Raw genomic sequence first — 14192 nt, 5'->3', positions numbered from 1 at the left:
GGTGCCCCCCGAACCACTCGACCACCCTTGCGCGAAGCCCTCGCCACTCTCCTCGAGCGCCAACGCGCGCTGCTCGACCTCGTCCGGCGCCGCGCCGACGACGTGACGCCCGCTGCTCTGGCGCTGGCCTGGGAGCGCGTGGACGAGGCCGGCGTGCGCGTGACCGAACGCGCACCCGCCGACGGTGTGCCCGACGATCTGGTGGAGGACCTCGGCCGCGCCCGTGCGTTGGCGGCGCTCCTCAGCACCGAGTTCGGCGTTCGGCTCGAGGCCGTCGCCGCCGAGCTGGCCCAGGTGCGGCGCGTGCGTCGGCGCCTCGACGCGATGGACCGCCGGCCGCCCGAAGCGGGCCGCAGCGTCAACGTCAGCGGCTGACGGAGCAGGCCGCGTTCGTCGGCCGTGGTGGCGAACGGGCCTGGGGGCCGCGCGCCCGATCCGTCGCTGACGCGAGCGGTGGATCTTCGATCCAGCTCGACCCGCCAGCTCGGTGCCGCGCCGGCGCGCGAGTCCGGGATCGCTCGGGACCGACGTCGCGTCGCCAGGTCGCGGACGACGCCGCCGGGTGGAGTCCGCACGCGACGGCGATCCGGGCGCCCCCACGGAGCGGCCGAGCGGCCGTGCGCCGGCCCTCGGGCACGGACCGTTCCTGGGCTCGCGGCGCCCCGTGCCGGCCCCGAACGGCGCCGCGAATGCGCGCGGAGAGCGCGCTCGCCGGACTCGACCGTCCAGCTGCGCGACACCCGACCGGAAAGATCTTCCGCCGCTCGGGAGTGACGTAAGTCGCGCAACAGATTGAGCTTGAGGCGCGTTCGAGGTCCCGGGCGGCGGCCCGAGCGGCGCTCCCTCAAGGGTTTCGGGCCAGGGCTCGACAAGGGGCGGTGTGGATCTCCTCCACACCCCGCGGCCACCCCGGTCGCCAGCCCCGGTCCCGTCCAGATGCTCGACGTCGCGATTCTCCACACCGTCCCCGTCCTCGCCCAGGTTGCCGGCTCGCCGACGCCGGTGAGCGGTGGGGTGGACGTCACGCGCTACCTCCTGGCGTGCCTCGTCGTCGTCGTCCTGATGTGCGCCGGCGCCTGGCTGCTGATGCGGCTCGGACGCGGCGCGACGATCGGTCGGGCGGCCAAGCGCTCGCTCAAGGTCGTCGACGTGCTGCCGCTCGGCCGCAAGCAGAAGCTGTGCGTGGTCCGCGCCTACGACCGCACGTTCGTGCTCGGTCTGGGCGAGCGCGAGGTCACGCTCGTCACGGAGCTCGACACCGACGACGACCTCGCCGCCCAGGCGTTGGTCGACGCGTCCGGCGGCGCCGCGAAGGGCGAGCGTTCGTTCGCCGCTCTGCTGCGCGGCGCGCTCGGCGGTGCTCCCGCGACCCAGGCCGTTCCTGCGCCGGTCGCCGCGCCCGTGACCGCGCCCGTGACCGCTCCCGTCGCCGCGCCCGCACCCCAGCCCGTCGCGACCGCCGCCGCAGCCGTCGAACAGCGCGTCGCGATCGAGAACGACGTCGAGCGCCGGGCCGCCGCCGCCGCGCGCGAAGCCCTGATGGCCGTCCTCGACGAGCGCCGCGCCGAGGTGCGGGCCGCCGTGCGCCCGACGCGCACCGAACGCACGGCCACCCGCCGACCGGTCGAACAGGCCGCGCCCGCGAACGCCGCGCCGCGCGCCGCTTCCCAGGAGGCACCGCGCAGCCCGAGGAAGAGCGCCGCTCCGAACGCTGCGACGTCGAACACGGGCGTCTCGAGCACGGGCGCCGAGCCCAAGCGCGTCCGCCGCCGCCGCCCGGTCGTCGCGGAAGCTGCTGCCGCCGAGCCCGCGACCGAAGTCGCGCCGCGCACCGCCGCCGCCCCGTCGACCGCCGCCGGTCCCGCACGGAGTTCGTGGGTCGGATGAACCGCGTCCTTCTCACACTCCTCCTCGTCGCCGTCGCCAGCGTTCTGTTCGCGGGCACGGCGCAGGCCGTCCAACTGCCCGATCTGAGCGGTTTGACAGACGCCATGTCCGCGATCGGCGAGACGGCGCAGGACGTCGCGGTCGACACGGCCGAACAGACCGAGGGCAAGCTCAGCCAAGCGCTCGAGATCGTCCTGCTGCTGACGGCGCTCTCGCTGCTGCCGGCCGCGCTGATCTCGGTCACGTGCTTCACGCGCATCGTGATCGTGCTGTCGTTCGTGCGGCGGTCGCTGTCGGTCAACGAACTGCCGCCCAATCCCGTCATCCTCGGCCTCGCGCTGTTCCTCACGAGCTTCGTGATGGCACCGGTCTTCGAGCGCATGTACGAGTCGGCCTACGTCCCCTACGAGGCGGGCGAGATGCCGTTCGAGGAGGCCGCGAGCGCCGCCTGGCACGAGTTGAGCGGCTTCCTGATCTCGAACACGCGCGAGAGCGAGATCCAGCTCTTCCGCGAGCTGTCCGGCAACGACAGCCCCGAGTCGGAGAGCGAGATGCCCTTCACCGTCATCGTTCCGGCCTTCGTGCTGAGCGAGCTGAAGACGGCGTTCCAGATGGGCTTCCTCCTGTTCCTGCCCTTCCTCGTCATCGACCTCGTCGTCTCCAGCGTGCTGCTCTCGATGGGCATGTTCATGCTGCCGCCGGTGACGATCTCGACACCGTTCAAGATCCTGCTCTTCGTCCTCGTGGACGGCTGGAGCCTGGTCTGCCAGTCGCTCGTCACCTCCTTCGTCACCGGCTGACGGGAGCCCGTCCATGGATACGCTCGACCTCAGGATCCTCGACCTCGCGCGCGAGATGATGGTGACCGTCATCATCCTCGCGGGCCCCATTCTGGTGGGCGGATTGATCGTGGGTCTGATCGTCAGCCTCTTCCAAGCGCTGACGTCGATCCAGGAACAGACGCTGAGCCTGGTTCCGAAGATGTTCGCCGTGATCGGCATGACGCTGATGGTCCTCGCGCCGGGTCTCGCTCTGTTGGGCGACTACACGGTGAAACTGATCCAGCAGATGACCACGTTCGGACTCAGCTGAGATGTTCCCGACCGACGCCACCCTTGCAGCCTTCGGGCTGTTCCTGGTCCGCTCGAGCGCGCTCGTCGTGGCGGTGCCGTTGGTGTCGAAGATCGGTTTCGCGATGTACAAGATCGCGCTCGTCGTGGTGCTCGCCGGCGTCATGTACTCGACCTGCGGCACGCCCGCGGTCGAGTTCGACGGCTTTCTCGACTGGGGCCTGCTCGCGATCCGCGAGTTCCTGATCGGACTCGGTCTGGCGATGCTGCTCCAGGTCGCGCTGTTGGCGGCGCGCGTCGGCGGCGAGCTCGTCGGCCTCGAGATGGGCATCCAGATGGGCGCCCAGGTCGATCCGGTCAGCGGTGTGTCGACGCCGCTGATCGCGAGCTACTACGAAGAGGTCCTGATCATCGGCCTGTTCGCCGTCAACGGTCACCACTGGATCGTCCGCGGACTGCGCGAGTCGTTCGAGCGCGCGCCCGTCGGTTCGGCGTACTTCGATCTCGGGATCGTCGAACTGATCACCACGTTCTTCCGCGAGATGTTCTCGGCCGGGCTCGCGTTCGTCGCGCCGATCGTCGTGCTGATGAGCCTCGTCTCGCTCGTGGTCGGTCTCATCGCGCGGACCGTGCCCCAGATCAACGTGCTCGAACTGAGCTTCACCCTGCGGATCGCGGTGGCACTCGTCGGGCTCGTCCTCTTCGCTCCCGGCCTCGAGGTGCTCGTCTCGGTCGTGATGGACCAACTCGACCAGTACACCTCGGCCTTCCTCGACCTCCTGGAGGCCTGACCGTGTCCGATCAGACACCGAAGGACGAGAAGACCGAGGAAGCGACTCCGAAACGTCGCGACGAGGCGCGTGACAAGGGTCAGGTCGCGATGTCGCAGGACGTCGTGGCCGCGGTGATGCTGCTCATGGCCGTGCTCGCGTTCTACGTCGCCGGCCAGAACCTGGTGATGTCGCTCGTGCAACTCACGGCCGGCATCACGGGGCGCATGCACGCCTGGGCCCTCAACGACATGGGGTTCGAGGAAGCGGCCGCCATGGTCGCCGAGCCCTGGTGGGCCATCCTTCCGAACCTGTTCCTCGTGCTGATGCCGATGCTGGCGATCGGTGCGTTGGCGGCCTTCCTCCAGGCCGGCTTCCGCATCACGCCCAAGGCGCTCGAGATGAAGTGGAGCAAGCTCGACCCGATCAAGGGCGCGCAGAAGATCGTCGGGCCGCGCGGTTTCGTGCGCCTCGGTCAGTCGATGCTCAAGCTGATCGTGATCGCGAGCGTGACCGTCGCGGTCGCGTACAGCCAGCTCGGCAAACTCGCGGCGCTGGGCCGGATGGAGCTTCCCCAGGCGCTCGTTCACGGCACGCGCCTGATCGCGTTCACCGCCATCTGCGCGATCGTGGCGATTCTCGCGATCGCGCTCATCGACCTGTTGTTCCAGCGCCAGCAGCACGACAAGGAGCTGCGAATGAGCAAGAACGAGGTCAAGCAGGAGATGAAGAACTCGCAAGGCGATCCCGAAGTCAAGCGCCGGATCCGTCAGGTCCAGCGCGAGATGAGCGCGCGCCGCATGATGGACGACGTGCCTAACGCGACCGTCGTGGTCACGAACCCGACGCACTACGCCGTCGCTCTGTACTACGAGAAGGACGCGAACGGGCAGCCGCTCGTCGCCGCGCCGAAGGTCGTCGCCAAGGGCGTGGACTCGCTCGCCCAGAAGATCAAGGAGATCGCCAGCGAGAACGGCGTGATCCTCTACGAGGACGTTCCGCTGGCCCGTGCGCTGCACGCACGCTGCGAGATCGGCGACGTCGTCCCCGTCGAACTGTTCGAAGCGGTCGCCGCTGTCATCCGCTACGTCTACGGCCTGCGGGAGGTGGCCGCGCGCGCCTGAGGCGTGCGTGCTGAGTCATGTCGAAGAGCGCCGTACCCGACATGGGCCCCGCCATCGGTGGTCCCGGCAGCGTCGGCTCGATGGGTCAACGCCTGATCCGTCACGCCGACTGGCTGATGGGCATGGCCGTGCTGGGCCTGATGGTCACGCTCATCACGCCGGTGCCTCCGGTCGTGCTGGACATCCTGCTGACGTTCAACATCGCCTTCTCGGTGATGATGTTGCTCGTCACCCTGAACGTGCGGCACACGTCGGAACTGTCCACGTTCCCGACGATCTTGCTGTTCTCGACGTTGTTCCGACTCGGTCTGAACGTGGCCTCGACGCGTCTGATCCTGTCGGGCGGCGAAGCGGGCGCGATCATCACGGCTTTCGGTCAGTTCGTCGTCGGCAGCAACCTGGCCGTCGGTCTGGTCGTCTTCCTGATCCTCATCATCATCCAGTTCGTGGTCATCACGAAGGGTGCTGGTCGCATCAGTGAGGTGTCCGCGCGTTTCGTGCTGGACGCCATGCCCGGCAAGCAGATGGCGATCGACGCCGATCTGAACGCGGGTCTGATCGACGCCGACGAGGCGAAGACGCGCCGCGCTCGGATCGCGACCGAGGCCGAGTTCTACGGAGCCATGGACGGCGCGAGCAAGTTCGTCCGCGGCGACGCGATCGCGGGTCTGATCATCACGTCGCTCAACCTGGTCGGCGGCATCGCGATCGGAATGATGGGGTCGATGACGCTCGGCGAGGCGGGACAGCGCTACTCGCTGCTCACGGTCGGTGACGGCCTCGTCAGTCAGGTGCCGGCGCTCTTGGTCTCGACCGCGGCGGCCGTTCTGACGACGCGCGCCTCCGGACGCCAGTCGCTGGGGCAGAACCTGATCGCGCAGGTCGGCGGACGGCCGAAGGCGACGCTCATCTCGAGCGGTGTTCTCGTGCTGCTGGGACTCCTGCCTGGGATGCCGCCGCTGCCGTTCTGGCTGCTCGCGGGCGTGCTCTTCCTCGGTTGGCGCTCGACGCGTTCGATCGACGGCGCCGAGGACCTGATCGGGGACGCGAACGACGAGCCGGCGCCCAAGCCGCGCGCCGGCCAGGCCGTCGCGAACGATGAGGCCGCGACCAACGCGCGGGACATCGAGGCCGACGCGGAAGAGGTTCGCACCCTGCTGACCGTCGATCGCCTGGCCCTCGAGATCGGCTACCGCCTGATCCCGCTCGTCCAGGACAAGTCCGGGTCCGGGATCCTCGATCACGTGGCGCAGCTGCGGAAGTCGGTCGCCGCCAAGCACGGCATCGTGCTCCCGGCGGTGCGCATCAAGGACAACGTGCGCCTCGAGCCGAGCGGCTACCGCGTGCTCGTCGGAGGCGTCGAAGTGGCGCGCGGCACCATCGAGCCCGAGCACTGGCTCGCGATGGACGGCGGTGGCGCGGTCGGTCCGATCGTCGGCAAGGAGACCACCGATCCGACCTTCGGACTCCCGGCCTGGTGGGTCGACTCCGCGGGTCGCGACGAGGCCGAGATCATGGGCTACACCGTGATCGACTCCACGAGCGTGCTCGTCACGCACCTGTCCGAGACGATCAAGCGCAACTTCGACGAGCTCTTGACGCGCGACGACGTGAAGGAGCTGGTCGAGAACGTGAAGCTCGACGCACCGGCCGTGGTCGACGAGCTGATCCCCGACCGGCTCGGCTACGGCGAGGTCCAGAACGTGCTGCGGAACCTGCTGCGCGAAGAAGTGCCGATCCGGAACATGCCGTTGATCCTCGAGGCCCTCTCCGACGCGGCGACGCGCACGAAGGACGTCGAGCAACTGACCGAGCTCGTCCGCCAACGCCTGGCCCGCACCCTGTGCGAGCTGTACGCGGGCGACAAGGGCGTCGTCTACGCGGTCACGCTCGAGCCGCACCTCGAGAGTCGCATCGCCGCGTCGGTCGACCCGAAGAGCGCGAGCGACTCCAAGCCCGTCGATCCGGCCTACCTCCAGCGTCTCGTCGAGCGCATCGAGGAGACGCTGTCGACGGCGAACCAGGGTGGTCGCGAGGTCGTGCTGCTGGTGCGGTCGAACGTGCGCCGACTGATCGGCGAGCTCGTCCGCGCTTCGCTGCCGAAGGTCGCGGTCGTCTCCTACAACGAAATGATCCCCGCACGGTCGATCGAGACCGTGGACATCGTCCGCATGGACGAAGTGCGAGTCGGTGAATCTTGATGCAGATCCAGAGAGTCAACGGGAAGAACCTGCGTGACGCGCTCGAACGAGCGGCGCGCATGCACGGCGAGTCGGCCCTGGTCGTCGCGCGCGACGTCGGTCAGGACGGCGGCGTGACCGTGTCGGTCCTGCCGCGTTCGGAGACCGCGGTCGAACGCTTCGCCCGTTTCGGCTTCACGGCCGAGACCGAACGCGAGAGTCCCTCCGAGCGCGTCGAGCGCGGCCGCGACCCGGCCATGTTCGACGTGCGCGAACGGCTGCGCACGGCCGGTTTCACGCGCGAGTTCGAGAACGTGCTCGTCGAACGCGCCGAGACGCTGCGCGAGAAGGGCGTGCACCCGATCGACGCCGCCGCGGCGCTGCTTGGACACCGCGTGCCGATCGCAGCCGGACCCAAGGCCCAGGAGCGCACGGCGCTCGTCGGACTGGTCGGCCCCGAAGCCGACTCGACGCGCAGCGTGGCACTAGCTCTCGGACGCCGCCTCGTCGACGCCGGACGCCGCGCGACCATCGTCTCGATCGAACCGCACCCGACAGCGGAGGGCGACGCACTGGAGGACGAGGTCCTGGGCGCGGGTATCGGCATGCTCCGCGGCGACGACGGCGCACGCATCGGCGCGCGCCTGGCGCAGCTGGGGTCCGGACACGTCGCGATCGTCTGCACGGGCGGCCGCGTCTCGTTCGACGGGCGCCAGCTCCTGCGGCTCGGACTGGTCCTGCGCGACGACGACCGACTCGGCTCGCTCACCAACTACCTGGTGGTGCAGGCGTCGCGCCCGCGTGCGACGCTCGATCGCGCCTGGCGCGGATTCGAACGCTTCAAGCCGCGCGGGCTGGTCGGGACCGCCTGCGACCGAACCAGCGAGTTCGGCCCGTTGTTCGAGTTCGCCACCGATCGGTCGCTCGGTCTCGTCTTCCTCGCCGGCCGCCCCGGCGACCCGCGACAACTCGTTCGTCCGACGCCCAAGCTGGTCGCCGACCTCGTCCTCGGAGGGCGCTCGCCGTGGAGTTGAGCGTTCGCACACCGCCCGCGCCGCCGCGTACGGGGACCGTTCCGCTCGTCGTCGTCACCGGCGGCAAGGGTGGCGTCGGCAAGAGCACGCTGGCGCTGAACCTCGCCGCGGATCTGGGTGCGCGCGGACAGCGCGTCCTGCTCGCCGACCTCGACTTCGGCCTGGGCAACCTCGACGTGATGCTCGGTGTCGAACCGAGCGCGACGATCGAGGACTTCGTGCGCGGCGCCGTCGCGCTCGACGCGTGCTTGGTCGACGTGGCGCCCGGCGTCCGATTGCTGCCGTCCAGCAGCGGGACGCGAGCGATGGCGGCCGCGAACGGTTCGCGCCGCGACGCGTTGCTCGAGGCGCTCGGCGAGCTGAGCTCCGACGTGGACGTCGTCGTCGCCGACACGGCAGCGGGCATCGGTCCGGACGTGCTCGAGTTCACGGCCGCCGCCGACTACGCGCTCGTCGTGACGAGTCCCGAGCCGACGGCCCAGGCCGACGCCTACGGCCTGCTCAAGGCCTTCGACGAGCTGGCGCGCGAGCGCGGCACGACCGCGCCGACGCCCGAACTGCTCGTCAACCGCTGCTGCGACCTGTCCCAGGCGCGGCGCGTGGCCGCCCACCTGCGCGCGGTCGCCGAACGCTTCCTCGGACGTCGGCCGGCCCTCGCGGGTTGGTTGCCCGAGACCCGCGACGTTCCCCGTTCCCTGTCCCTGCGAACGACTCTGGCCGCGAGTGCGGGTCCGGGGTTGGCCACCGATCTCGTGGCCCTCCTCGCCGACCGCATCGACCGGATCGTCCAACCCCGGCGCGTGCGATGAACAAGTCGACGAACGCGATCTACGAGTGGCGGATCCTCGTCCGTCGGACCGCCGCGGGCGTCGGAGCCCTGTGCGGCCTCGTCTCCCTCATGGTCGACGCCCCGGCCTGGGTGGCCTGTGTGCGCGGTGGGGCGGCCTGTTTCCTGATCGCGGTACTCGGAAGGCAGGGCGAGAGGGTCCTGGCGTCGAGCGCCGGTCGCGCCGCTGCCGAAGAGTCCGACCGGGAACTTCCTTCCACGGCCACTGCGCCCGCACCCGAAGCGGGGGCCGAGGCCGTCGCTCCTTCCGGCAGCCGCTGACCAGAACCCCACCGACCCGACCCGACCCGATTCGCCCAGCGCGCTCGACCACGTCCTGCGCCTGACGCCGCCGCACCACCGTCACCGTGAACGCCTACTCGCCCAGCCCCCTCCTGTCGGAACAGGACCGTGAACAGCTCATCCTCGAGCACGTTCCGCTCCTGCACCACATCGTGGGACGCATGGCCGTCGATCTGCCGGCGCGCATCGATCGCGACGACCTGGTGGGGTACGGCATGCTGGGTCTGATCGGTGCGGCCGACGGTTTCGATCCGGGGCGCGGCCTGCAGTTCTCGACGTTCGCCTATCCGCGCATCCGCGGTGCGATCCTCGACGAGCTGCGCAAGCAGGACTTCCTGCCCCGCGGCCGCCGCGAGAAGGTCCGCGAGTTGGACAAGATCGTGCGCTCGCTCGAGCAGAGCACCGGCGAGGCACCCTCGCCGGAACTGATCGCGCACTCGATGGACACGACGCTCGAGGAGGTCGACGAGATCCTCCTGAGTGCGCGGGCTTCGTCGATCGTCTCGCTCGACGACGGCCCGTCCGAGGGTCTGTCACAGCTGCTCGGCGACCCGTCCTGCGCGGATCCCGTCGAGAGCGCAGAGTGGCTCGAGATGAAGGAGCTGCTCGTCGACGCCATCGACGAACTCCCCGAGACGGAGAAGACCGTCATCACCCTGTACTACGCCGAGGGCCTGCTGCTGCGAGAGATCGGACAGCTGCTCGAGGTGACCGAGTCGCGTGTCAGCCAGATCCACAGCCGCGCGCTGTACCGCCTGAACCAGCGACTCTCCTCGTCCGCCGACATCGGCTGACCGTCCACGTCCACCGCACACCCGTGGGATCCGTCCTCAAACGCACGAACGTCGCTCTCGACGCCGCACCCGCTCGCTCGGGTGTGCGCAACGAGCCGAGCTGCGGTCGACCTGTCGCCGAGCTGATCCACGTGGACGGGCGTCCCTACGCCATCGAAATCACCTGCACCTGCGGCGAGCGCACGCTCGTGGAACTGGTCGCCGACCGACCCGCTCCTGCCGCTCCCGCATCGGAAGCACCGGCTTCCCGAACCGACCCGCACTGACATGCGACTGATCCATCTCGCTCCTCTCGCCCTCCTCTGCGGCTGCGCCAACCCGATCTACCACGGGTCGAACCAGAACCCGAACGGACCGGGCCCCAACCCGGCCGCGGCGTCGTCCATGCGCGGTCCGTGGGGCGGCGAACTCGAGGAGTGGGCGACCGGTGCGCCGACGCCGATCCCGCAGACGCAGACCCCGGACCTCGGTTGGGGCCGCACCGCTCCCGGCGATCGCGCCCCGGCGACGAACACGGGCGCGCGCGCCGTCGCTCCCGGTTCGACCGGTGCTGGCGTGAGCTCGGGCCTCGGCTCGGCGCCGTCCACTGGCTACCAACAGCCTCCGGTCGACTACGGCGCCGCAACGAACACCGGGGTCGGCGTTCCGAACCAAGGACGCCCGGTCGTCCCCGTCGACAGCGGCGCTCCGGGCACCGTTCCCGGCCAGACTCCGGGCACGACCGTTCCGATGACCGAACCGCCGCACACCACGGACCCGGGTTCGTCGCGCGCGCACATGTTCGAGCAGTTCCAGCGTCTCGAAGAGGATCGCGAGGCCCTGCGCCTGCAGGTGGCCGCGCTCAACGGCGAGCTGATCCGGCTGCAGAACGAATCGCTCCAGCGCGTCGAGCTCGAGCAACGCAGTCTCGAGGAGTCCGACAGCCTGCGCGCGCAGGTCGAACGTCTCGAAGAGGTCAACCGTCAGCTGAGCCGCGAGAACGAAGACCTGGCCGGTCGCCTGCTGACCGCCCAGATCCGCCGCCTCGAGGCCGAGAAGGCACTGCTCGAGAACCTGATCCAGGCCGAGCAGGTGGGCGGCGTCACGCGCACGAGCGGCGCCTCGCCCACGAGCGGTTCGGCGGGCGGTTCCTCGGCCGGCGGCGCCCAGCCCTGAGCGTCCAGCGGTTCGCCGCCTCTCGCTCCAGGGCTCGAGCACCCCAGCGCTCGAGCCGACCCGTCCATCCTCGCCCCGACCACTTCGACCGGATCCCGTGCGCCGAATCCTCTCCATCGCCTTGACCGCGCTCCTGCTCCCCGCCTGCGCGACGCCGCCGAACGAGGTGCCGCTGTTCGCGCGCGCCCAGCTGGCCACCGACTTCGACACCTATGTGATCCGTCGCGTCGGCGTGCTGCCGGTCCGCCTGCCCGCGGTGGGTGGTCGTGCGATGGACCCGCGTTCGGCGTTCATGCAGAACTGGTTCGCGAGTCAGGTCGAACTGAGCACGCCCTACGAAGTCATTGCGATCAGCGAGGCCGAGATGCGCGACGTGCCCGATCTCGATCCCCGGCGGTCGGGTCGGCACGACGTCGAGGCCGTGCTCGGGCTCGCGCGCCGGTTCGAACTCGACGGGCTGATCCTGGTCGACGTCGCCGACCAACATCCCTATCCGCCCCAGCGCATCGCGCTCCACGCCGAACTCGTCGCGTGCGAGACCGGCGCGACGATCTGGTCCAGCGACGTGCATCTCGACGCTCGCGAACCGCGTGTGCGCGCGGGGCTCGAGGCCTACGTCGTGCGGACCGACGGGACCGAGTTCGGAGCTGAACGCACCGACGTGGCGCTGCTGTCGCCGCGCAGCTTCGCCGAGTTCGCACTCTGGCAGCTGGCCCAGATGCTGTGAAGGCTCGGGCCGCGCGCGGATCCAGGTCCACCGCGGCCGCCGCGGTCCGTCACTCGTCGTCGAGGTAGCCCATCGCTCGCAGGCGTTCGATCAACTCGGCGCTCGGGTTCGCGAACCGCGGCACCTCGAGCAGCGCGTCCGACGCGCGCCGGAGCCCGCGCTCGTAGCGTTCGAGCAGAGTGTCGGGGACGGGGTCGAGCGGAGCGAGCTCGTCCGGATCGGCTTCGAGGTCGAAGGCCCGGCGCGACCCTTCCTCCGGGAAGGCGATCAACTTCTGCGCCCCCGCCGCGACCGCGACCTGCACGCGGTCCGAGGTCTGGATGGACATCCAGGCCTCGGCGTCGCGCGCGGTGACGAGCGAGCGTCCGATCCACGAATCGGCCGGTTCGACGCCGGCCAGTTCGGCGAACGTGGGCGCCAGGTCGAGCAGCGAGGCCGTGTCCTCCCGTGTTCCCGGCTCGAGGCCGAACCGCTCGCCGCCGAGGACGAGGAACGGGATCCGCGTCTGAGCTTCGTACAGCTCGCCGCCGTGGAACATCTGCCCGTGTTCGCCGAACGATTCGCCGTGGTCGCTGGTGAGCACGAGCACCGCGCTCGCGTCCCAGCCCTCGCGCGCGAACACGTCCATGAACCGTGCGAGCTGTCCGTCGAAGTCGAGCGCCTGACCCCAGTACAGATCGCGCATCAACCGCACGCCCGGAGCGTCGAACGTGTCGCTCGCCTCGGCGGTCTCGTCGCGCGACCGCTCGAGTTCGGCCATGGCGTCCTCCCAGGCGATCGGTTCGTCACGACCCAGCGCCGCGAGCGACTCCGCGCTGGGTTGGAACGGCGAGTGGGCGGCGTAGGAGTGCACCACCAGGAAGGTCGGTCGCCCGTCGCCGCGTTCGAGGATCGCTCGTGCGCGCGCCAGAGGGTCGGGCCGCGGACCGTGCGTCTGGTCGAAGTACTCGAAGCCCTGGTCGAGCCCGTACTCGGACGAGACGTAGATCCCGTCGGTGACCGCGACCGTGCGGTAGCCCGCGGCGGCGAGTTGCTCGGCCAACGTCTCCGCCTCGGGCGCGAGCGGCGTGAACTCCCCGATCGCGCCGTGCTGTCGCGGCAGGAGGCCGGAGAACATCGAAGCGTGGGTCGGCAGCGTCCAACTGCTCGTCGACCAGGCCGAGTCGAAGAGCGTCGACCGCCGCGCCAGGTCCGCGAGCGCCGGCAGCGTCACCGTCGGCGAATCGCGCAGCACGCGGCGACTCTCCAGCGCATCGGCGCGCAGCGTGTCGGCGACGAACAGCACCAGGTCCGGTCGACCGTCCCGAGCGCGCGCGCGCCGTTCCGCTCCCGCGTCGTTCTCCACGCCCAGCGCGAGGACCGGCGCCATGACGCCCGTCAGACCCAGGGGCCCGAAGTACGCGATCTCGAGCTCGCGCGCGGTCCACGGCACCTCGACGACGAGCGGTTCGATCACGCCCTCGACCAGGGCTTCGCTCGCCGACAGTTCGACGGTCGCGAGGGGCGCGCCGTCGAGCGTCAGCGTGAACGTCGGAGCTCCGTCGTCGCGCGCCGCGAACGGCGTCTGGGCGAAGCACGACAGGTGCAGCGTGCGCGTCGTCCCGACCTGCTCGGCATCGGCGGTGCCACCAGCGGTCGCAGCGCCGTTCGGACCCAGCTCGAGGCGTTGCGGCACGCCGGGCGGAACCATGATTCCCTGGCCCGACCAGCGGTCGCTGCGGATCCGCCACGCGTCGCCGAACGGATTCCCCAGCGGGAGCGGCACGCGGTGCACCGTCGATCGCGGTGCCGCGCCGCCGGCTCCGACGTGCAGGGCGAGCAGGTGTCCGTGCGTTCCGAACCCGCGTTCGCCGAGCACGGACCACTGGTCGCCAGCTGCCGCGGAAGGAATCGCCATCGGCGCGACGCGCTTGCGCTCCTGGTTGCCGAGGTAGGTGAACGCACCGACGCCCTCGACCGACAGGGCTTGGTCCGCGGCCCGTTGGCCCTCGACGAACGAGCGCGGCACGTGCAGGTCGGCGACGTACAGACCCGGCACGGGGGTGGGGTTCCAGGCCGCGGCCGTGTAGGTGATGCGCGCCTCGATGCCGCGCGACGTCGGAACCAGCTCGATGGTGTGGTCCGATGCCGCGTGGACCTCGACCGGTCCCGTGGGCAACGTGGGGTCGAAGCCGCCGGTGAGGTCGATCCAGCGCGGCTCGACGCTCGACGTGTCGGCGACATCGGCGGATCCGCAACCGACCAGAGCGGCGACGCACACGAGGACCATCGGAATGCGCTGCGAGTGGCTCACGCGTCGAGTCTAGCCGAGGGGTCGGCGAC

The 14192-nt window shown here is 70.2% G+C and carries 15 protein-coding genes; 14 read left to right on the top strand and 1 reads right to left on the bottom strand.

Annotation, left to right across the window (positions count from 1 at the left end; translation table 11 throughout):
* Positions 1 to 27 precede the first annotated feature (27 nt).
* The 14 genes from Pla163_RS17665 (at position 28) to Pla163_RS17605 (ending at position 11870) form a co-directional block, all read left to right on the top strand.
* On the top strand, positions 28 to 375 hold the full coding sequence (locus Pla163_RS17665) for a hypothetical protein (protein ID WP_145191757.1): 348 nt from the start codon (positions 28 to 30) through the stop codon (positions 373 to 375).
* A gap of 561 nt (positions 376 to 936) precedes the next feature.
* Positions 937 to 1887 carry a flagellar biosynthetic protein FliO gene (locus Pla163_RS17660; protein WP_145191755.1) on the top strand — a complete coding sequence of 317 codons (951 nt, stop codon included), beginning with the start codon at positions 937 to 939 and terminating at the stop codon, positions 1885 to 1887.
* Positions 1884 to 2687: a flagellar type III secretion system pore protein FliP gene (gene fliP, locus Pla163_RS17655; RefSeq protein WP_145191751.1), complete on the top strand. Its 804-nt coding sequence runs from the start codon at positions 1884 to 1886 to the stop codon at positions 2685 to 2687. Before Pla163_RS17660 ends, fliP begins: the two co-directional genes overlap by 4 nt.
* Before the next feature lie 13 nt (positions 2688 to 2700).
* A complete protein-coding gene (locus Pla163_RS17650; protein ID WP_145191748.1) occupies positions 2701 to 2979 on the top strand; it encodes a flagellar biosynthetic protein FliQ in 279 nt (92 codons plus the stop codon).
* A 1-nt stretch (position 2980) separates the two neighbouring features.
* The gene (locus tag Pla163_RS17645; RefSeq protein ID WP_145191745.1) at positions 2981 to 3748 is read left to right on the top strand and encodes a flagellar biosynthetic protein FliR; all 768 of its coding nucleotides are present in this window, start codon (positions 2981 to 2983) and stop codon (positions 3746 to 3748) included.
* Positions 3749 to 3750: 2 nt separating this feature from the next.
* Entirely contained in the window at positions 3751 to 4851 is a 1101-nt protein-coding gene (gene flhB, locus Pla163_RS17640) for a flagellar biosynthesis protein FlhB (protein ID WP_419186102.1), read from the top strand.
* Between the two features lie 17 nt (positions 4852 to 4868).
* Positions 4869 to 7052 carry a flagellar biosynthesis protein FlhA gene (flhA, locus tag Pla163_RS17635; RefSeq protein WP_145191739.1) on the top strand — a complete coding sequence of 728 codons (2184 nt, stop codon included), beginning with the start codon at positions 4869 to 4871 and terminating at the stop codon, positions 7050 to 7052.
* The gene (locus Pla163_RS19230; RefSeq protein ID WP_419186101.1) at positions 7052 to 8065 is read left to right on the top strand and encodes a hypothetical protein; all 1014 of its coding nucleotides are present in this window, start codon (positions 7052 to 7054) and stop codon (positions 8063 to 8065) included. The genes flhA and Pla163_RS19230 overlap by 1 nt, the downstream gene beginning before the upstream one ends.
* A complete protein-coding gene (locus Pla163_RS17630; RefSeq protein ID WP_419186100.1) occupies positions 8062 to 8874 on the top strand; it encodes an AAA family ATPase in 813 nt (270 codons plus the stop codon). Before Pla163_RS19230 ends, Pla163_RS17630 begins: the two co-directional genes overlap by 4 nt.
* The gene (locus tag Pla163_RS17625) at positions 8871 to 9173 is read left to right on the top strand and encodes a hypothetical protein (protein WP_145191733.1); all 303 of its coding nucleotides are present in this window, start codon (positions 8871 to 8873) and stop codon (positions 9171 to 9173) included. The genes Pla163_RS17630 and Pla163_RS17625 overlap by 4 nt, the downstream gene beginning before the upstream one ends.
* Before the next feature lie 86 nt (positions 9174 to 9259).
* Complete coding sequence (locus Pla163_RS17620) at positions 9260 to 9988, top strand: sigma-70 family RNA polymerase sigma factor (RefSeq protein ID WP_145191730.1); 729 nt, start codon at positions 9260 to 9262, stop codon at positions 9986 to 9988.
* 23 nt (positions 9989 to 10011) lie between these two features.
* Positions 10012 to 10254: a hypothetical protein gene (locus tag Pla163_RS17615; RefSeq protein ID WP_145191727.1), complete on the top strand. Its 243-nt coding sequence runs from the start codon at positions 10012 to 10014 to the stop codon at positions 10252 to 10254.
* 1 nt (position 10255) lies between these two features.
* Positions 10256 to 11143 carry a hypothetical protein gene (locus tag Pla163_RS17610; protein ID WP_145191724.1) on the top strand — a complete coding sequence of 296 codons (888 nt, stop codon included), beginning with the start codon at positions 10256 to 10258 and terminating at the stop codon, positions 11141 to 11143.
* A 97-nt stretch (positions 11144 to 11240) separates the two neighbouring features.
* On the top strand, positions 11241 to 11870 hold the full coding sequence (locus Pla163_RS17605) for a hypothetical protein (protein ID WP_145191721.1): 630 nt from the start codon (positions 11241 to 11243) through the stop codon (positions 11868 to 11870).
* A 49-nt stretch (positions 11871 to 11919) separates the two neighbouring features.
* Here the strand turns inward: Pla163_RS17605 and Pla163_RS17600 are convergent, their stop codons facing one another.
* Positions 11920 to 14163, bottom strand: a complete 2244-nt coding sequence (locus Pla163_RS17600) for a sulfatase (protein WP_145191718.1) — start codon at positions 14161 to 14163, stop codon at positions 11920 to 11922.
* Positions 14164 to 14192 lie beyond the last annotated feature (29 nt).

This window comes from Rohdeia mirabilis, assembly GCA_007750655.1.
Taxonomy (GTDB): domain Bacteria; phylum Planctomycetota; class UBA1135; order UBA1135.
Note: the sequence above shows the minus strand (reverse complement) of the source record. Positions and strands in the feature narration are given on the sequence as shown.